An 18,709-nucleotide genomic window follows, 5' to 3' on the forward strand; every position below is an offset into this window, starting at 1 on the left:
GGTTAAAAATCCATATTCAGGTTGAAGCCGAAGGTCGCCGGGCTGGTTTTAAAGCCGTCAGGACGGGAGAACGGCACGCCGGCGAAGGCGTCGTATCCCACCTTCCAGAGCGCACCGCGCAGGCCGGCTGCGCCACCGGCCAGATGATTGCCCGTGAGGTACTCTGTTCCCTTGCCTGCAACCTCGCCGTAGTCGGCAGCCAGATAAAATTCACTTCCCGCAAGCGGGGTCTGCCAGGAGAGATCGTTGCGCACCAGCCAGCCGCGATCGGCGTTAAGCGTGCGTTCGCCGTCAAAGCCGCGCACCGTCCAGCGCCCGCCAATGGAGAACTGATCCTGTGAGGTGAGCGGCGTGTTGCTGGTCTGACGCTGCCAGGCCACGTCGTAGCGGAAGTGCTGTGTACTCAGTTCAAACGGCAGGCTCAGGCGTGCATCGGTGCGAAGAATGCGGCTTAGCGCCGTGGCTTCTTCGAACACCTCCTCGGGGGCGGGCTGAGCGCCAAACCACCGCGTGCCGCGCTGATAGCTGATACCCGCATCAAGCGTGGCAGGGCCAATGTAGTGACGATGCTGAAGCCCGGCCTTCCAGGAGGATACGTGACGGCGCTGAACCTCAACCTCGGTGTCATTGATGTAGTTCTGCGTTGTCCGGCTCTCTACGTCCCAGGTGAACGTGGTTTTCTGCGCGCTGCTGCGGTGCAGAACGCGGCTGGCCTGCGCCACCAGACTCTGGCTTTTACCGCTGTAACGAATATCGCCGTTTAGCCCCGCCACGGTCTGGTGATAGTGGTAATCGCTGCCTGTGACTGAAAATGCCCACCAGCCCACGGGGACAGACCAGTGGGCGCTAAGGTTCTGGTTGCCTTTTTCCGGCCCGGTCTGGAGGTCATGATTAATGGAAAACCAGAAGAGATCGCTCAGCGCCAGCGGGTTATCCAGCGAGAGCGTTAGCCCACCCTGATAGCGGCCCGTTGATGAGGTGCCTGAATCATCAAGCGACAGACCCAGCCGCCAGAACTTGCTCTGCTGGCGGGTGATCACAATATCACTCTCGCCCGGCTGTTCCGCCGGAACGATATCCATCTCGACCTGAACGGTGGGCAGACGCTGGAGGTTCTCCAGCCCCTGTTCGATATCCCGTTAATCCAGCAGATTACCGTCATGCGCCGGAAAGGCGCTGTAAAGCCACAGCCAGCGGCTGCTGTTGTCGGTTAATGAGACGTGGCGGATTTTCCCTGGGATGACGGTCAGCGCTAAATGCCCGCTTTTTACATCCTGCGCGGGTGCCAGCACGCGTGCTGTCGTCCAGCCATGGGCGATAAGCCGGTTTTGCAGCAGGCTCATGACGTGGTTAATACCCTGTGCGCCCAGGCATTTACCCACGGCCTGATTGGCAATGCGCTGTAGCGGCACCCAGTGCGGGAGCGTGTCATGTCCAGCCAACGTGACATCATGGATCGTAAAGCAGGGCGTTTCGGCGGCGAACTCCCCGCTATCGTCACGTTTCGCAGAGGTTTGCAGACGAACGTCGGGTGTTTGTGGCGTCAGCTGGGTTTCCAGCGCCTGTTGACGATGCTGTTGCAGGATAAATTGCTCGTCGCCCGGTGCGGCGGCGGCGGCGGAAGAGAGGCAGAGAAAAACGCAGCTAAACGAAAAGCGCGTGAGGGGCGCTAAGAATCGAAATTCCATTTCGACATATTCCCTTGCAGTTTGTCATGTTTTGTTAAGGCGGGAATAGTGGCGAAGAAAGGTCGATTTATCTACGTAAGGAGGGGTAAACGAAATCCGAAAATGGAGCGAAATGGCTGGGAATTAGTGCGGAAACGGAACGTGGCTCGCAAAAGTACGAGCCACTACAGGAGATTACTCCCCTTCGCCCGGGAACAGGAACGGGTTGATAGAGCTACGGGCAAAGCCCTCCTGCTCCATTTTGGCGTCCAGGATCAGCGAGGCGAGATCGTCCGCCACGGCTTCGACTTTCGGGTCTTTTTCCTGATACAGAATCTTCAGGTACGTCCCGCAGTCGCCGCAGCTTTCGGCTTTCACCGCCGCGTCTTCATTTTCCAGCGACCAGTAGTTGAGATCGCGGGTCTGCTCGCAGTTGCTGCATTTGATGCGTACCACGTGCCACTCGGTTTCACACAGGTTGCAATGCAGGTAGCGCAGCCCCTGGGTGGTACCGATCTGCACCATGCTGGTGACCGGCATTGAGCCGCACACCGGGCAGAACTGACGCGCTTCGCCGTATTCGGCGCGGGCTTTGCCTGGGATCAGGCTTGCCATTTGTGCCCAGTAGAGCGACAGCGCAGCCCAGATAAACGGCGCTTTGTCGCTGCTGACCTGCGAGAAGTCGGAAGCAAACAGCGCGCTCGCCATCTCTTCCAGCTCCATGTCAGAGGCTTTTTCCAGGTTTTCAATCACCGCCAGCGCGGTGCCGCTCATCTCCGGCTTCAGCTCGGCAATCAGCGAATGCAGCAGCCTGTGCCAGTGTTTATCACGCGGCAGCACGTGAATATCCAGCGGCGGTTTGCCCTGCGCATTGGCTTCTTTAATGCGCGCGGTCAGGTCGATTTGCAGCGGGTGGTCGTACAGCACCACTTCCTGCGCGTGCGCGATGAGCGCGGCAAAACGCAGAAAATCGCCCAGCGGGTTATTCTCTGCCAGCTCGCGCAGACGCTCTGCGCGGCGGTTATAGAGGTTCTTGAGTCTGGGGAATAACAACGGCGGAATGTAATCCGCCGTGCGTTTCTCGCTCGAACCCAGCTCATCTTGCGGGATTATGCGAATACTCATTCAGATGACTTTTCCTGTTTCTGGCGGACTTCACGGTACCAGCGCGGGTGATGTTTCTTCGCCCACGTCTTTGTAACCCATCCTTCCACCATCGCGGTAATGGTGCCTTTAACCCAAAGGGCGGCGTAAATATGCACCATGATAACCACAATTAACGCCACTGCGGCAAATGAATGCAACATCAGCGCGAATCGGATCACCGGGATTGAGAAAGCAGGCGCAAAATACGGACGCCAGATGATCACGCCGCTGACCAGCAACAGGACCAGGAAGATAATCGCCGCCCAGAATACGCATTTCTGGCCGAAGTTATAACGCCCGGTGTCACCCACTTCCTCGTTGACGACGATCTTACGAATATTCTTCGCCCAAAAGATATCATCCCGATTGATTAGATTATGGTGCCAGTATCGGAAAAACATGATGATGAACGACGCGAACATGATGACGCCAACAAACGGGTGCAGTATACGCGCCAGCTGCGGTGTCCCCATGATCTGCATCAGCCAGTTGAAGGACGGGAAGAAGAATCCCAGCCCGCTTATCGCCGCCAGCATGAAGCAGAAGGCGGTGACCCAGTGGTTGATGCGTTCCGGCGCGGTATAGCGCACGATGGTGTCACGTCTTTTCATTTGCGCACCTCGTCTTTCTCTTCATGCAGGTTATCGTCTTCCTCTTCCGCACGGTTCGGACCGACACCGACATAGTGGAAGATGCTCGCGGCGAAGGTAGCAGCAAAACCGACCGCTGCCAGCGGTTTCCAGATGCCTTTCCAGAACTTCACGGTAGCGCTGATTTCCGGATTCTCCGGCAGGCCGTGATACAGATTCGGCTTGTCGGCGTGGTGCAGTACGTACATGACGTGCGTCCCACCCACTCCGGACGGATCGTACAGGCCTGCGTTATCGTAACCACGGGTTTTCAGCTCGCCCACGCGTTCTGCCGCCAGTGTTTTCATATCCTCTTTGGAGCCAAAGTGGATTGCACCGGTCGGGCAGGTCTTCACGCATGCCGGTTCCTGGCCGACGTTCACGCGGTCAACGCACAGCGTACATTTATAGACGCGGTTGTCTTCCGGGTTCAGACGCGGCACGTCGAACGGACAGCCCGCAATGCAGTAGCCGCAGCCAATACACTGCTCGGACTGGAAGTCGACGATGCCGTTAGCATACTGAATGATCGCCCCTTCCGACGGGCACGCCTTCAGGCAGCCCGGGTCCGCGCAGTGCATACAGCCGTCTTTGCGGATCAGCCATTCCAGCTTGTCGTTCTGCTCCACTTCAGAGAAACGCATCACCGTCCAGGACTTGGCGGTCAGATCCGCCGGGTTATCGTACACCCCGACGTTGTGACCCACTTCGTCACGGATGTCGTTCCACTCGGAACAGGCCACCTGACAGGCTTTACAGCCGATACAGGTGGTCACGTCGATAAGCTTCGCTACTTCCTGCTGGTGGTCCCGCGCCTGAGGCGCGGGCGTGAAACTGTTAGTCGCGGAACGACGGATAATGTCTTGAGATTGATAAGCCATAGGTCGTCTCCGTTACACCTTTTCCACGTTCACGAGGAAGGCCTTAAACTCCGGCGTCTGCGTGTTCGCATCACCGACGAACGGCGTCAGGGTGTTCGCAATGAACCCTTTCTTCGCCACGCCCTCGTAACCCCAGTGAATCGGGATGCCGATGGTATCCACTTCCTGACCGTGAACGTTCAGCGTGCGAATACGCTTGGTCACCACCGCCTTGGCCTTGATATAGCCGCGGTTGGAGGAGACTTTCACGGTATCGCCATGGGTGATGCCGAGCTTGTTCGCCAGCTTCTCGCCGATCTCCACAAACTGCTCCGGCTGCGCAATGGCGTTCAGCAGCGCGTGCTTGGTCCAGTAGTGGAAGTGCTCGGTCAGACGGTAAGTGGTGCCCACGTACGGGAACTTGTCTTTTTTACCCAGCGCTTCAAAGTCGCCTTTGAAGATACGCGCGGCCGGGTTAGAGACCACGTTCGGGTGCAGCGGGTTGGTGCCCAGTGGCGTTTCAAACGGCTCGTAGTGTTCCGGGAACGGACCTTCCGCCATCTTATCGATAGCGAACAGACGCCCCATCCCTTCAGGCTGCATGATAAACGGCCCGACGTCGCTGCCTGGTGCTGCGGTGCTGTAGTCCGGAATATCCACGCCGCCCCACTTCGCGCCGTCCCACTTCAGCAACTGACGCTTCGGATCCCACGGATTACCCTGCGGGTCTGCGGAGGCACGGTTATAGAGGATGCGGCGGTTCAACGGCCATGACCAGGCCCAGCCCAGCGTATTGCCGAGGCCCGACGGGTCGGCGTTATCGCGGTTGGCCATCTGGTTGCCTTTCGGCGTCCAGCTCCCGGCAAAGATCCAGCAGCCGCTGGACGTGGTGCCGTCGTCGCGCAGGTGCGCGAAGGTACTGAGCTGATCGCCTTTTTTCGCCAGCACGGCGCCGGTCGCCGGGTCGATAACGTCTGCCAGCGCCTTACCGTTGCTCTCCATCGCCACTTCTTCTGGCGACGGGTTCTCCGGCGTCGAGTAGTTCCAGGTCATGTTCAGCACCGGTTCCGGGTTCGCACCGCCTTCAGCAGCGTACATCTTACGCATGCGCAAGAAGATACCGGCCAGGATCTCGCCGTCGTTCATGGCGATGCCAGGGGCGTCCGCGCCTTTCCAGTGCCACTGCAGCCAGCGTCCGGAGTTGACGATAGAACCGTTCTCTTCCGCAAAGCAGGTAGACGGCAGGCGGAACACTTCGGTCTGGATCTTCGACGGATCGACGTCGTTCGATTCACCGTGGTTTTGCCAGAAGGTTGACGTCTCGGTGTTGAGCGGGTCAATCGTCACCAGGAATTTCAGCTTCGACAGCGACTCAACAACCTTGTTTTTGTTCGGGAACGAGGCGACCGGGTTAAAGCCCTGGCATAAGTAGCCGTTGACCTTGCCCTGGTGCATCATCTCGAAGTACTGAAGGACGTCGTAGCCTTTGTCCCACTTCGGCAGCCAGTCAAAGCCCCAGCTGTTTTCCGCCGTCGCTTTATCGCCGAAGAACGCCTTCATCATCGAGACGAAGAACTTCGGATAGTTGCCCCAGTAGTTCACCTGTCCTTCGAGCAGCGGTTTTGGCGTGCTGGCCGTCAGGTAGGTTTGCAGATCCGTCTGTTTTTCGCTTGGCAGGTTCATATAACCGGTCAGGCTCTGCGACAGCAGGCCGAGGTCGGTCAGGCCCTGAATGTTGGAGTGACCGCGCAGGGCGTTCACGCCGCCGCCTGCCATTCCCATATTGCCGAGCAGGAGCTGAACCATCGCCATGGTACGGATGTTCTGCGCGCCGATGGAGTGCTGCGTCCAGCCGAGTGCGTACAGGAACGACGCGGTTTTGTCTTTCGCGCTGGTTTCGGCGATCAGCTCGCACACCTTCAGGAAGTCCGCTTTCGGCGTTCCGCAGATGTTTTCGACCACCTCTGGCGTATAGCGGGAGACGTGCTCTTTCAGCAGGTTCCACACGCAACGCGGGTGTTGCAGGGTCTTATCGCGCTTGGCAAAGCCGTTCTCATCAAGCTCGTAGTTCCAGCTGGTTTTGTCGTATTTGCGTTTTTCGGCGTCGTAACCGCTGAACAGGCCATCTTCGAAGTGGTAATCCTCACGCACGATCAGGCTGGCGTTGGTATAGGCTTCGGTGTACTCGCGGTTATATTTTTCGTTGGTCATCAGGTACAGCAATACGCCTGACAGGAAAGTGATGTCAGTACCTGAACGAATAGGGGTGTAGAAATCCGCCACTGACGCTGTACGCGTAAAGCGGGGATCGATCACAATCAATTTCGCGCCGTTATGGATTTTGGCTTCCATCGCCCAGCGGAACCCGACAGGGTGCGCTTCAGCGGCGTTACCGCCCATCACCACGACAAGGTTGGCGTTCTTGATGTCGACCCAGTGGTTGGTCATCGCACCGCGACCAAATGTTGGAGCAAGACTTGCTACCGTTGGTCCGTGTCAGACACGCGCCTGGTTGTCGACCGCGAGCATACCGAGTGCGCGCGTGAATTTCTGGGTTAAATAGCCGGTTTCGTTGCTGGAGGCAGATGCGCACAGCATACCGGTAGAGAGCCAGCGGTTAACCGTTACGCCCTCGGCGTTCTGAGGAATAAAGTTGGCATCGCGATCTTCTTTCATCAGTTTTGCGATGCGGTCAAACGCCTCTTCCCAGCTGATTTGCTGCCATTTGTCGGAGCCGGGCGCGCGATATTCTGGGTATTTGAGGCGGCTTTCTGAATGGATAAAGTCCACCAGACCGGCCCCTTTCGGGCATAACGCACCACGGTTGACCGGGTGATCCGGGTCGCCTTCGATGTGGAAGATAGATGCTTTGGCGTTTTTTGCACCGTCGCCGAGGCTATACATCAACAGCCCACAGCCGACGGAGCAATACGTGCAGGTGTTACGGGTTTCGCGGGTGCGCAGCAGTTTGTACTGCCGTGTTTCCGCCAGCGCTACGCCCGGGGCAAAGCCCAGCGCCGCTGCCGTAGTGCCTGCCATACCGCCAGCGCAGATCTTAAAGAACTGCCTTCTGCTGACCTGCATGGGTCACTCCTTCGTTAATTTCGACATTGCTTTATTGTTTTGCTTTGCGGTCAAAAAATCGCCGCAAAGGTGAAAATTTGCGTTAATCCCGCAGTTCCACGAGGGATATCGTCAGAATACCACAATGTCGGTAAGCCTGTTTCAATAGCGTTAAAACAAAGTGAGCGTATTATCACTGTATTGATTATAAATTGTGATATATGTCACATGGCACCCGATTTATGTTAAAGAGGTGTAGCCGCGCCTGCATTGCGCCTCTCCCTAATGAGTAGGTAAACTGACGGGCAATGGGTGATGAAAAGTTGATCCATACTATGCGTAAGGCCTGCCGTTTGTGATGCAATAGCAGGCTCACTTCTGTGGTTGTTCAGGAATACCGTTGTGTTTAAACAAAACCGTGCTGCCCACGCGTTACCACTGCCTGCTGGCACTGTGGAACGGTCGGTACACAGACCGCCCCACATAACCCATGCCACGCCCGATTATCTGGCGGAAGAAGTACCCGTTGCCCTGGTGTACAACGGAATTTCGCATGTGGTGATGATGGCCTCCCCGAAAGATCTCGAGCTGTTCGCCATTGGGTTTTCCCTGTCGGAAGGCATTATTGCGCGTCCGCAGGATATCTATGGCATGGACGTGGTGCAGGCCTGTAACGGGCTGGAAGTCCAGATCGAGCTTTCCAGCCGCCGCTTTATGGGGCTGAAAGAGCGCCGTCGCGCGCTGGCCGGGCGCACCGGTTGCGGGGTGTGTGGCGTTGAACAACTCAACGATATCGGCAAGCCCATCGCGCCGCTGCCGTTCACCCAAACGTTCGATTTGGCGCACCTTGATAGGGCGCTGGAGCAACTGAACACAGTCCAGCCCATCGGGCAACTGAGCGGCTGTACGCATGCGGCGGCCTGGGTGTTGCCGTGCGGAACAATTGCGGGTGGACATGAAGACGTGGGCCGCCACGTGGCGCTGGACAAGCTGTTGGGCCGTCGGGCGCGCGAAAGCGACGTCTGGCAGCAGGGCGCCGCGCTGGTCTCAAGCCGGGCAAGCTATGAGATGGTGCAGAAAGCGGCGATGTGCGGCGTGGAAATTCTGTTTGCCGTATCGGCGGCCACTACGCTGGCAGTGGAAGTGGCGGAGCGCTGCAACCTGACGCTGGTGGGGTTCTGCAAGCCGGGAAGAGCCACAATCTATACCCATGAACAGCGACTACTTGTTAATCAATAAATTTGAATAATGTGAGCAAATCCTTCCGCTTTTAGTTGGTCGGGATGAGGTCTATTATTTATCTCATCAAGGCACGGTGCCTTACCTAAACAACTTAATGAAAGGGTTTAAACACATGAACAGCATCAAAACTTTTGTCGCAGTTATCGCTCTGGCTACCTCTTTTGGTTCATTCGCAGCACAATCCGTGACGGCTACCGCCTCTACGCTTGATGGTGCAGAAGCTAAAATCGCCGCACAGGCTCAGGAAGCGGGCGCGTCCTCTTACAAAATCACCCAGGCGTTCACCGGTAACCGCGTACACATGACGGCAGAACTGAACAAATAAGCCGTACAGCCGCTGTCCCAGGCTCTTCGGAGCCGGGACAGGTTCCCTCTCTCAGTGCAGTAACGCAATAAATCCCTCGTAATGCCCCACGCTCTCAATCCGCTGCGACGAATGGCGGCTTAACACGCTCGCTAAAAAGCTAAAAATTTTCAGCTCTTGTCGATTCTCCGCGCTGGCACAGGCGATAAGCACATGCATAACGCTTTCACCGTTCACCCGAATCGCGCGTTCAAGCGTAATAAAATATCCCCGAAAGGGGCGTTGCACCTCGCTCCAGCAGTGGGGGATCGCCACATGATTCACCACCAGATTCTCGCCTTCCCGCTCGCGCTGACAGATGCGCAGGGCTTCATCCTGCGTAATAGCGGTTTTCACAAACAGCTGCGTGGTGACGGCGGCGATGACCTCGTCCCAGCTTTCGTCCGGGCCGTTCGTATAATGAAATGAACCTTCAGGTGGGAAAAAACGGTCGGGCTGCTGGCGGATAAACGCCGACGCGAGAAAATCTTTAATCTGCTCGATACCCGCCGCGGTAATGATATTGCGGATAGGCAGCACGTCTCGCTGGCTGTCATCCAGCAAATAGTGGCTGTTATTCACAATCAGGGCTGGCTGGCATTCGTCCTGAACTGCCGCCAGCGCCTCGGGCGTGAGCACCACCACCACCCGGCAGTTCATCACCTCCCGTTCTATGGCCATTTTATTGATGGTCGCAATGGCGTTTTGATCGGCAAGTAAAACGATTGGCGTCCATTCGCTATGGTGCCGCTCAAGCGCGCAGGCAAAATAGAGGCCAGGGAGATCGCTGTCGATAAGCGGTATATCCATTACCTTTCGCAGCTGATTGATAAATTTCACGCTCATATCAAACGCCGCAGGCCAGGCCGCTTTGAGATGATTCATCGAGCCAGGCCGGCTTTCGGGAAACCAGTTTGGCATGGCAACGCATCTTTTCAGATGCGCGGTCAGTTCGTCCGTGAGCTGCGCATCAATCGCCTGCGGCTGGACGGGGGAGGCCAGGGTGGTGAGGTGGTCCGCGACGTACTGCGGGGTTATCGCATTTGCACTGTGCTGTAAGCGGTCCAGCCTGCGGGACAACACGCTCAGGACGTCAGGCCCCGGCCAAAGCCCCGCCTGTTCACAGCACGCTTCAAGCGCGTCCGTGTCAGGGCAACCGGCCGAAAGAATCGGGTGCTGGCGCAGCGCGTAAACGGCCAGGAGGACGCTGACCAGATAGTCGCCATGAATATCCGGCCACGCCGTGAGCATCTGGCAGCGTGCGTGCAGCCTGCCCAGGACCGCCGGGTTTATGCCCGGCAGCGGGTAGACCAGCGGATCTTTTTTGAAGAGGTTCGCCAGCAGGATAATGCGTTTGTCCTGATCGACGTCGACGAAGTACCCGGCGCCTGGCCTGCTGGCAAGGGTAAAGGCGCGCGCGTATCGCTGGCGGAGTCGCGGCAGGCGTTCCGCAATCCAGGCATCGGGAAGATTAAGCGCATCCGCCAGCTGCGCCCGGGTCGTGACCGGGCGGATCAGCAGCAACGCCAGCAACCGGTCATCATTATCATGACGCTGTAAAAGCTGGAAATACTGTTTCCTGTCAATGATATCCAGCTGATACACCGCGCTGCCGGAGGCGCTGATCCGCGCCTTGCCGCCGAGGGTAAAATTGATGTAGTCGATATCCCGCAGGATGGTGCGGGCGGAAACGCCGGTTTGCTGCGCCAGCGTGCCCGGCGCGGCGGGCTGTGACTCCAGCGCATTGAGTAAGGCCAACTGGCGTTCGTTGAGCATGACCGATCCTTAGCGAAAATCCGTGAGCGCGGCGACCTGCCTGTCATCCAGCGACATCAGCAGGTTATGCACCATCTTCAGCGCCGCGTCATAATCCTTTTCAGCGATCATACCGCTGTTGGCGTGCAGATAACGTGTCGGCAAGCAAAGTGCGACGACTGGCCGGCCGCCGCCCATCACGTTATAACGCCCGCCATCGGTCGCGCCGGTTTTCATGGTGCTGAACTGCAGCGGTGCTTGCGCGTTTTCCGCGCTCTGTTTGAGTAAAGCAAGCAGCTTCTGATTAGCAAAATAGCGTTTATCGAACAGCATCACGCCGGGGCCGTGGCCGACTTTCAGCGGATATTTCACGCCGTCGATGCCGGGAACATCGCCCGCGACGGCGGTATCAAGCACGATCACCACGTCGGGTTTGACGCACTCTGCGGAGGTTTGCGCCCCGCGTAAACCAACCTCCTCCTCGACGCTGCCCACGCCGTACAGGCGGATGTTAGGGTTATTGACGCCGATCAGCAATTCGGCCATCAGGGCGCAGCCCACGCGGTTATCCAGCGCTTTGGCGACGATTTTGTCCTCTCCCCAGCGGGCAAAGTTGGCCTCGGGGCTGACAAAATCACCCATCCGAATGCCGAGTTTTTCCACCTCTTCGCGGCTGTTCGCGCCAATATCGATAAACATATCCTCAATATTCATCGGCTGCTGCTTTTGCTTTTCGCTCAGCGCATGGGGCGCAACGGACCCGATAATGCCCGGGATTTTCTTGCCTTCGCGGGTGCGGAGGGTGACCCGATGGTTAAGCATTGACTGGCTCCACCAGCCGCCGACGGTGTCAAACCGAATAAACCCCGCCTCGGTGATGTGGGTGACCATAAAGCCCACTTCGTCCATATGCCCGACGATAGCCACTTTGGGCCCGCGTGAACCTTTGCGGGCGATGACGCTGCCCAGCCCGTCGAAGGTGATTTCGTCGGCATGGTGGTGCAGGGCGTCGATCAGAATGGTGCGGACTTCCTGCTCATCGCCGCTGACCGCGCTGGCATCGCAGAGCGATTTCAGTAACTCAATGTTCATGTGCAACCTCCGGACGGGCGGCTTTACGCTTCAGCCACCAGCCCTTTAACACGATTATTAACGTAATGTTTATTGCCAGACCGATGCCCAGCACCAGATAGAACGCGCCCGCCGGAGACATCAGGCCAATCAGCGGGTCAAACACGCCCAGCCCCGGTGCGAGACGCTGGAGGCCAAACGAGAGGGTCAGCATGCCCGCAATGCCGCCGCTGAGGGTATTCGCGGTAAGCATCGGCAGCGGCGCCGCCAGCGCGTAGGGGATTGCCGGTTCGGTGGCTACGGTTGCACCCACCACGATGGCGCTGCTGGCTGCCGCTTTCTCCTGCTGGGTGAAAAGCCCGGGAGCAAGATAGGTTGCGATGCCCGCCGCGACGGGCGGCATCAGCGCGACCACGCCGACGATGGCGTACCAGTCGTAGATGTGTTTTTCCAGTAGCGAGAAGCAGAAAAACCACGCGGTTTTATTGACCGGGCCGCCCATGTCAAACGCCAGCATCGCGCCCACGAGGAACGCTGCGCCAAGCTTCATCGACGGCGGAATGGTATTGAGGAGGTGCAGCAGGCCGCCCATCAGATCGGACATCAACGGGCCGATCGCGTAGTAAGTCAGCACACCGAAGACGAGAAGCGTCACAAACGGGATCAGCATAGAGCCGAGCAGCGGCTGCAGCGCCTTGCCGAGCCTGAGCTTGCGAAACCACAGCACGAAATAGCCGATAGCCAGTCCCAGCACGACCGCCCCGAGGAAACCCGCCCCGGACTGCGTGCCGAGCAGCCCTTTATCGTTCGCCAGATAACACACCAGAAAAGCCGGAGCGAACGCCGGTTTATCGCCAATCGACAGGGCGATGTACGCGCCCATAATCGGGATCATAAAGGTAAAGCCGAGATAACCGATGGACTCCACCACCCAGGCAAACGAAGGCGTACCTTTCGCCATATCGGTATAGGGCAGGCCAAGCTGGACAAGCATATTAGCGAGTGCCACCAGAATACCGCCGCCAATCACAAACGGCAGCGCGGCTGAGACGCCCGCCATCAGGTGGCTCATCACGCTGCCTTTCTGCACATCCTGTTTGCCCAGCTTTACGGCGCTATCGGCAGTGAACCGCTGCGATTGCGTGGATAAGTTGTTAAAAATAGCGTCGATATTCTTCAGCGCGTGTGAAATCGGGATCTGGAAAACCTGTTTCCCGGCAAAACGGGCGCGATCGTCGGCGCTAAGCCCACGACCGGTTGCCAGAATCACGTAGTCCGCTTCACGGATCGCCTCATCGCTCAGATGATTTTCCACCCCGCTGGAACCCTGGGTCTCAACCTGAATGGTATGCCCTAAAGCACGCGCCTTTCGCTCCAGCGCCTCGGCCACCATATAGGTGTGCGCAATGCCTGCCGGACAGTTAGTAATGGCGACAAGCCGTAACGTCGTTTCCATCGCTCGCTCCTATTCGCCCAATGTCTGGTTGAGCAGCGCCAGGATCTGGTGCCGATCGCCCTGCTTGAGCTGTGAAATAAACGCCGGATGAATGATCTTCCGGCACAGGGTGCCAATCATTTTCACCTGCCCGTCTTCCCCCTGTTGCGGCACGCCAAGGCAGATCCAGCAGGTTACCGCTTCGCCGTCGCTGGCTTTCCAGTCGACGCCCGAGGCGTTACGCGCAAACAGCACGAAGGGCTGCTTCACCGCAGGGCTTTTGCCGTGGGGTACGGCGACACCCGAGCCAAAACCGGTGGAGTGCAGCTTTTCGCGCAACAGAAGCGTTTGTAAGAACGCGCCGCGGTCGCTGACGAAGCCATTTTGCCAGGCCATGTCCGCCAGCGTTTTGAGGATGGAATAGGGGGTGTTGCCATGGATATTGAGGTCGATACAGTCGGCTGTCAGGTGCGCCATCGTGTCACTCCGTTGAGAATTGCGTGACCTGATTCTACGGGGGCGGCGGCAGGAGGCTGAGCGTGAAAATGTCAGCCGGGCGTGACAAGACAGCACCGAACGGAAGCGAAAAAATGTGGGCGAGGCCACATACCGGAGAGGATTGATTTTCCTGACGAATATGACATCGTCAGGAAGGGAGGGGGATTAATGAATACCGGCCAGCCGCAGCAGTGCCGTCACGATTGCCGCCGCGATAATCACCACGATCAGCGGCATTTTTCGCCAGGCTAAAAACACCGCAAAGGCCACGCCGAGCACGCGAGCCATGCCGGCGAAATGCTCCCCTTCATAGAAGGTGGTCGCCAGCGCCACGGAAAAAAGCAGCACCGTCGCCGCATCCGACAGCAGCGCCTGAGAGCGTTCGGACAATGCCAGCCGACTGCCAAGCTTCGCCCCGCCAAGGCGCATGAGGTAGGTTCCCGCCGAGAGAATGGCGATGCCAAGAATAAATAGCGTCATGTTTTCCATTATTTTTTCCTCGCGGCGAGGCCCAGTAACGAGAGCAGTACCGGCAAGCCGACCGGGGCAAACGGCACGGCGGCCAGCGACAGCACCGCGCCGCTACAGGCGCGGATAAGCGTGGTGCGGTTTTTAAACGCCGGTACCACTAACGCCAGCAAAATGGCGGGGAAAACCGCGTCCAGGCCGATGGTTTCCGGGTCCGGCAGCAGTTTGCCGACCATCGCCCCCAGCAACGCGCCAAGCGGCCAGATGATGGCCACGCCCAGGCCGCACAGCCAGTAGGCGGCTTTACGCTGCTCGGGCGTGTTTTGCGACAGCCCAAACACCACGCTTTCGTCATTCATGATGTGGCAGCCCAGGAAGCTCAGGCCGCGTTTGCCGACCAGCTCGCGCACCGTGACGCCAAACGGAACGTGGCGGGCGTTAACCAGTAATCCCGCCGCCGCGGCCGCCAGCGGGTTACCGCCGCTCGCCACAATGCCGATAAACATAAACTCGGATGCACCCGCCAGCACGGTGAGTGACAGGACAAAGGGCACCCAGAGCGGAAACCCGTACGCCATCGCCAGCGATCCATAAGACATGCCGACGACGCCAACCGCCAGGCAGACCAGAACGATCGCTTTTATCGTGTCGCCTTTGAGGCAGGAGAGAGGATGCGTCATACAATTTTAGCCATATCGAACGTATTTCCATTATAATGAACGGATCAACGATGTTTTACAAGATGAACGAATCGTTCGTTTTAACAGAGTATAGGGCCGTTTATGACGCAGCCAATCAGCGTGATCGCCAAAAGTCTGGTGCGAGAACGCCTGCGAACCGGGCACTCACTGGCGGAAATTGCCCGCCGTGCCGGGATCGCGAAATCCACGCTTTCGCAGCTTGAGTCCGGCAACGGCAACCCGAGCCTGGAAACGCTCTGGTCGCTTTGCGTGGCGCTGGATATTCCCTTTGCCCGTCTGCTGGAGCCGCAGCTGCCCACGACGCAGGTGATCCGTCGGGGAGAAGGAACCAGGGTGATTGCCGGGCAGGCCAACTATGAAGCCATATTGCTGGCGGCATGCCCGCCGGGGGCGCGGCGTGATATCTATTTGCTGCTCACCCAGCCTGGCGCAGACCGCATTTCCCAGCCGCATCCGCCGGGATCGGTAGAGCACATTATCGTGACCCAGGGTCGCGCGAAAGTGGGGCTACTGGATAACCCGGAGGAGTTGGGGGAAGGGGACTACATCTGTTACCCGGCAGACCTGCCGCATATCTTTAAGGCGCTGGAGCCGGACACGCACGCGCTGCTGGTGGCGGAACAAAATTAACGATCACGTCGTTAAAAGCCATGGACAAATCGCCTGGGCTGTTTGCCACCACCGCCAGCAGCCCCGTGCCGCCTCATCTTCATGCCGTGGCGCGTTCGTTCCACGCGTCGCTATGCTGGATATTGCCGTCAACAATGCGCCAGGTAATTTTCTCATACTGCAAGCTGACGCTTTCGACGTGATTGATTTTATCGTTGGCTGCGATTTTCACGTTTGGCACGCTACAGTTAACGCCGGTTACCTTTACGTTCTCCATAAACACGGTGTAATAACACACCTCCTGACCTGCATCGTTGATGTGATAGAACTTAATTTCTGCGCTTTTCAGCGCCTGGCCGGTGGCAGCGGCTTTATAAAGATAGGGAGTAGAACTATCCACTTCCTTTTCGATTCTCATTGAAGAGTGCTGACGCGTACCGGTGATTGCCCCATTAGCGCTGTCTACCGGCAAATTGACGCCATGACTCAGCCCGATAATCTCAATGCTTCCTTCGCGGTCTTTGACATCTACTGAGCCTTTGATATCTGCACCGCCATCGTCTTTGAGCCACATATAGGGAGGAATTGGCATGTTATGTGTTCCTTATTTTTTTGAGTAACTTCATTGTTAAGAGATAGAGGGGCGCTGTAATGAGTAGAATGGCCATCAGCCCAATGTAGGTATAAACCTCATAAAGAGCATCCTGACCTATCTCACCCGCCCCATAAAATACTTCACCGATCCGGTGTGCTAATTCATAGTCAAACCAACCTTCAGCGGGGCCCAGAGTACGCCCTACGGGGAAAGACAAAGCGATAAAGTAAATCGTCTTCGCAACCCTACGTACAAGTTTTGGTAAAGCCACCGTCAATCACCTCTACCCAACCTCGGGCCATAAGGGAACGCATACAAGGTATTTGCATTTGCGTTGTGTTCATCAATGCATCTCTTATTATCCCGTAATCGGAGTTATGGGCGATAGTGATGCAGCCCTCGGAGATAGTCCCAGGGTGGAGCCTGAATAGACCTCGCTGAACGTGCTCAACCCACGTTCCATCGTCTATGCCGAAGTCATCCCTGTATAACGCAAACCACTCATCGCGGTTAAACTCTGCGCCGTAAAAATACCGATTGACGAGATCTTGCGATTTCGCTTTCAACGCGGAGGCGAAGCCGCCGTTCCCACGCTCAATGATCCAGTATTTGCCTGGTGGCAATGGACCTTGGGTGGGGATGGCTGCGCAACTGGCATTATTTCGGTAGGTACCCTGCCCGGAGTGAGCCATAAAAACCCCGACCCCATACAGGTTAAAGGGCGCATAATCTGCACCATTAAGTATCAACGTTCCGTGTAAGGCCATATTTACCCACCTCTTATTACACCCATCAACACTACTGCCATTACAGAGGCCGAAAATGTCATCCTCATCTCGTCCTTGTCATGTGCCTGTTCGCTTAAGCGTATGCCCGATGCCGTTTAAGAAGGTAAAGGCTGATCATATTTACGCCCTATCGATGCCTTTTTGAGACATTGACCAGGCATTTTTTAACCAAATTAAGGGGAGTGAATGAAAACTCGAGAAAAGTGCCGTATGACTACCGGCTCTGTCAGCAAGACAGCGAAGAAAGTGAATAACGGTTTGTCCCTTATTCCACGCGGGAACGATGCAATTACCGTCTTATGACGCTGCCGCGAAGGCGGCAGCGTAAAACGCATTATTCCAGGTAAAACACCTCTATCAACTCCGCGCTCACCGGGCTGTTGTCCGGGTTCGACGGCATAACCTCGCGCATGTGTTTCCACCAGCGTTGGCAGACGTCGGTACTTGCTACCGCGTTCCAGCGCGCTTCGGATTCAATCTCTACGGTTGCGAACAGCAGGTGGCGTTCCTTGTCGAGATAGATGGCGTAATGGTGCGCGCCGTGGTCTTTCAGCACAGCTTCCAGCTCTGGCCAGATGGGATTGTGGCGGCGCGCGTACTCTTCGTGCGCGTCCGGGTTAACCTGCATGACAAACGCTTTGCGGATCATAATGCCTCCAGGTACAGCTCGCGGACCTCATCGCGGCTGGCGGTTCGCGGGTTGCAAGGTGCGCACGGGTCGGCGAGGGCTTTATCCAGCCAGCCTTCGATGTCCGCTTTGGTTACGCCGAGCTGGCTAAAGCCGGACGGAATGCCGACGCGGGTACTCAGATCGCGAATCGCCTGAATGGCTGACATACTTGCTGCTTCATCGCTCATCCCGCGCGTATCGACACCCATCGCCTGCGCCACGCGGGCAAAGCGCGCCACCGCGTTCGGGCGGTTAAAGTTTTCGATGATCGGCAGCAGGATGGCGTTACACACGCCGTGCGGCAGGTTGTGCGTCGCGCCCGGTTGATGCGCCAGGGCGTGAACCAGACCCAGACCGGCGCTGTTAAACGCCATGCCCGCAAGATACTGCCCGAACGCCATCTGCTCGCGGGCTTCAAGGTTATGGCCCTCGTCGACCACTTTCGGCAGCCACAGGGTGATCAGGCGAATCGCTTCCAGCGCGTTGGCGTCGGTGAGCGGGTGCGCACCTACGGAAACGTAGGCTTCGATGGCGTGGGTCAGGGCGTCCATCCCCGTCGCGGCGGTGACGGAAGCCGGAATATCAAGCATCACGCTGGCGTCGTCCACGGCAATATCCGGGATGATGTTCGGATCGATAATCACCTCTTTCACCTGACGCGCGGAATCAATAATTACCGCGTTGCTGGTCATCTCCGCCGCCGTACCGGCGGTGGTATTGATCGCTACCAGCGGCACGCCCGCGTTTTTCACCTTGCCGACGCCGGAGTAGGCGGTGGACGGGCCGGGGTTAGCGGTCAGAATTTTGATCGCCTTAGCGGTATCGATCGGGCTGCCGCCGCCGAAGGCGATCAGGTAATCACACTCCGCGTCGCGGAATGCCGCAAACCCCTGTTGCACCAGCGCTTCCGTTGGGTTCGGGAACACCTCATCAAACAGGTGATACGACATCTCGTGGGCATCCAGTGCGGTAAACAGGCTGTCGAGCAGGCCGAGTTTAACCAGCTGGCCGTCGGTGACAATCAGCGCTTTTCCCCACTGCTTGTTCGCCACCAGGTTGACCATATCGCCGATTGCGCCCGCGCCGTGCAGGCTGATTTTAGGAAGCGCCAACATAAAGCTCATGATAATTCTCCTTAATTACTGTGATTTTTATGCCCGGCGGCGCTG

At 57.4% G+C, this 18,709-nt stretch carries 18 protein-coding genes and 1 pseudogene; 3 read left to right on the forward strand and 16 right to left on the reverse strand.

The genetic code is table 11. The annotated features are described in order from the left end of the window. Positions 1-2: 2 nt before the first annotated feature. From QLG21_RS21765 to fdnG, 5 genes and pseudogenes are all read right to left on the reverse strand, one after another. Positions 3-1,688 (reverse strand): annotated as a pseudogene (locus tag QLG21_RS21765) (ShlB/FhaC/HecB family hemolysin secretion/activation protein). A 174-nt stretch (positions 1,689-1,862) separates the two neighbouring features. Beyond that, positions 1,863-2,792, reverse strand: coding sequence for a formate dehydrogenase accessory protein FdhE (gene fdhE / locus QLG21_RS21770; protein ID WP_137903757.1), 930 nt, complete (start codon positions 2,790-2,792; stop codon positions 1,863-1,865). Beyond that, positions 2,789-3,424 carry a formate dehydrogenase cytochrome b556 subunit gene (gene fdoI, locus QLG21_RS21775; protein ID WP_006179126.1) on the reverse strand — a complete coding sequence of 212 codons (636 nt, stop codon included), beginning with the start codon at positions 3,422-3,424 and terminating at the stop codon, positions 2,789-2,791. Before fdoI ends, fdhE begins: the two co-directional genes overlap by 4 nt. After that, positions 3,421-4,323 carry a formate dehydrogenase subunit beta gene (gene fdxH / locus QLG21_RS21780; protein ID WP_006179127.1) on the reverse strand — a complete coding sequence of 301 codons (903 nt, stop codon included), beginning with the start codon at positions 4,321-4,323 and terminating at the stop codon, positions 3,421-3,423. The genes fdoI and fdxH overlap by 4 nt, the downstream gene beginning before the upstream one ends. A 12-nt stretch (positions 4,324-4,335) precedes the next feature. Beyond that, positions 4,336-7,386 carry a formate dehydrogenase-N subunit alpha gene (gene fdnG, locus QLG21_RS21785; protein WP_088209362.1) on the reverse strand — a complete coding sequence of 1,017 codons (3,051 nt, stop codon included), beginning with the start codon at positions 7,384-7,386 and terminating at the stop codon, positions 4,336-4,338. A gap of 381 nt (positions 7,387-7,767) precedes the next feature. On the opposite strand from fdnG, the gene fdhD reads away from it, so the two are divergent. Together fdhD and QLG21_RS21795 are read left to right on the forward strand one after the other, a co-directional pair. Beyond that, positions 7,768-8,604, forward strand: coding sequence for a formate dehydrogenase accessory sulfurtransferase FdhD (gene fdhD / locus QLG21_RS21790; RefSeq protein ID WP_042322655.1), 837 nt, complete (start codon positions 7,768-7,770; stop codon positions 8,602-8,604). A 115-nt stretch (positions 8,605-8,719) separates the two neighbouring features. After that, the gene (locus tag QLG21_RS21795; RefSeq protein ID WP_102892110.1) at positions 8,720-8,932 is read left to right on the forward strand and encodes a DUF1471 domain-containing protein; all 213 of its coding nucleotides are present in this window, start codon (positions 8,720-8,722) and stop codon (positions 8,930-8,932) included. A gap of 51 nt (positions 8,933-8,983) precedes the next feature. Here the strand turns inward: QLG21_RS21795 and QLG21_RS21800 are convergent, their stop codons facing one another. From QLG21_RS21800 to QLG21_RS21825, 6 genes are all read right to left on the reverse strand, one after another. Further along, positions 8,984-10,726 carry a putative frv operon regulatory protein gene (locus QLG21_RS21800; RefSeq protein ID WP_137903758.1) on the reverse strand — a complete coding sequence of 581 codons (1,743 nt, stop codon included), beginning with the start codon at positions 10,724-10,726 and terminating at the stop codon, positions 8,984-8,986. Positions 10,727-10,735: 9 nt separating this feature from the next. Then, entirely contained in the window at positions 10,736-11,797 is a 1,062-nt protein-coding gene (locus QLG21_RS21805) for an aminopeptidase (RefSeq protein ID WP_137903759.1), read from the reverse strand. Further along, a complete protein-coding gene (locus QLG21_RS21810; protein WP_137903760.1) occupies positions 11,787-13,232 on the reverse strand; it encodes a PTS fructose-like transporter subunit IIBC in 1,446 nt (481 codons plus the stop codon). Before QLG21_RS21810 ends, QLG21_RS21805 begins: the two co-directional genes overlap by 11 nt. Before the next feature lie 9 nt (positions 13,233-13,241). Further along, a complete protein-coding gene (locus QLG21_RS21815) occupies positions 13,242-13,688 on the reverse strand; it encodes a PTS fructose transporter subunit IIA (protein ID WP_137903761.1) in 447 nt (148 codons plus the stop codon). Between the two features lie 186 nt (positions 13,689-13,874). Then, positions 13,875-14,198 carry an AzlD domain-containing protein gene (locus QLG21_RS21820; protein ID WP_006179137.1) on the reverse strand — a complete coding sequence of 108 codons (324 nt, stop codon included), beginning with the start codon at positions 14,196-14,198 and terminating at the stop codon, positions 13,875-13,877. Next, positions 14,198-14,857 (reverse strand): AzlC family ABC transporter permease, encoded by a 660-nt coding sequence (locus tag QLG21_RS21825; RefSeq protein WP_006179138.1) that lies wholly within the window; start codon positions 14,855-14,857, stop codon positions 14,198-14,200. The genes QLG21_RS21820 and QLG21_RS21825 overlap by 1 nt, the downstream gene beginning before the upstream one ends. Positions 14,858-14,959: 102 nt before the next feature. Here QLG21_RS21825 and QLG21_RS21830 point away from each other — a divergent pair, with 102 nt between their 5' ends. Then, positions 14,960-15,508 carry an XRE family transcriptional regulator gene (locus QLG21_RS21830; RefSeq protein ID WP_282485213.1) on the forward strand — a complete coding sequence of 183 codons (549 nt, stop codon included), beginning with the start codon at positions 14,960-14,962 and terminating at the stop codon, positions 15,506-15,508. Positions 15,509-15,587: 79 nt separating this feature from the next. On the opposite strand, the gene tssD is transcribed toward QLG21_RS21830, so the two are convergent. The 5 genes from tssD to fucO form a co-directional block, all read right to left on the reverse strand. Then, entirely contained in the window at positions 15,588-16,079 is a 492-nt protein-coding gene (gene tssD / locus QLG21_RS21835; protein WP_042322658.1) for a type VI secretion system tube protein TssD, read from the reverse strand. 1 nt (position 16,080) lies between these two features. Next, on the reverse strand, positions 16,081-16,353 hold the full coding sequence (locus QLG21_RS21840; RefSeq protein WP_137903763.1) for a hypothetical protein: 273 nt from the start codon (positions 16,351-16,353) through the stop codon (positions 16,081-16,083). Continuing rightward, positions 16,328-16,849: a DUF2778 domain-containing protein gene (locus QLG21_RS21845; RefSeq protein WP_137903764.1), complete on the reverse strand. Its 522-nt coding sequence runs from the start codon at positions 16,847-16,849 to the stop codon at positions 16,328-16,330. Before QLG21_RS21845 ends, QLG21_RS21840 begins: the two co-directional genes overlap by 26 nt. 355 nt (positions 16,850-17,204) lie before the next feature. Beyond that, positions 17,205-17,519 carry an L-rhamnose mutarotase gene (rhaM, locus tag QLG21_RS21850; RefSeq protein WP_137903765.1) on the reverse strand — a complete coding sequence of 105 codons (315 nt, stop codon included), beginning with the start codon at positions 17,517-17,519 and terminating at the stop codon, positions 17,205-17,207. After that, complete coding sequence (fucO, locus tag QLG21_RS21855) at positions 17,516-18,664, reverse strand: lactaldehyde reductase (RefSeq protein ID WP_137903766.1); 1,149 nt, start codon at positions 18,662-18,664, stop codon at positions 17,516-17,518. The genes rhaM and fucO overlap by 4 nt, the downstream gene beginning before the upstream one ends. Positions 18,665-18,709 lie beyond the last annotated feature (45 nt).

This window comes from Enterobacter sp. V87_3 (genome assembly GCF_029967835.1).
GTDB classification, from domain to species: Bacteria; Pseudomonadota; Gammaproteobacteria; order Enterobacterales; family Enterobacteriaceae; genus Enterobacter; species Enterobacter cancerogenus.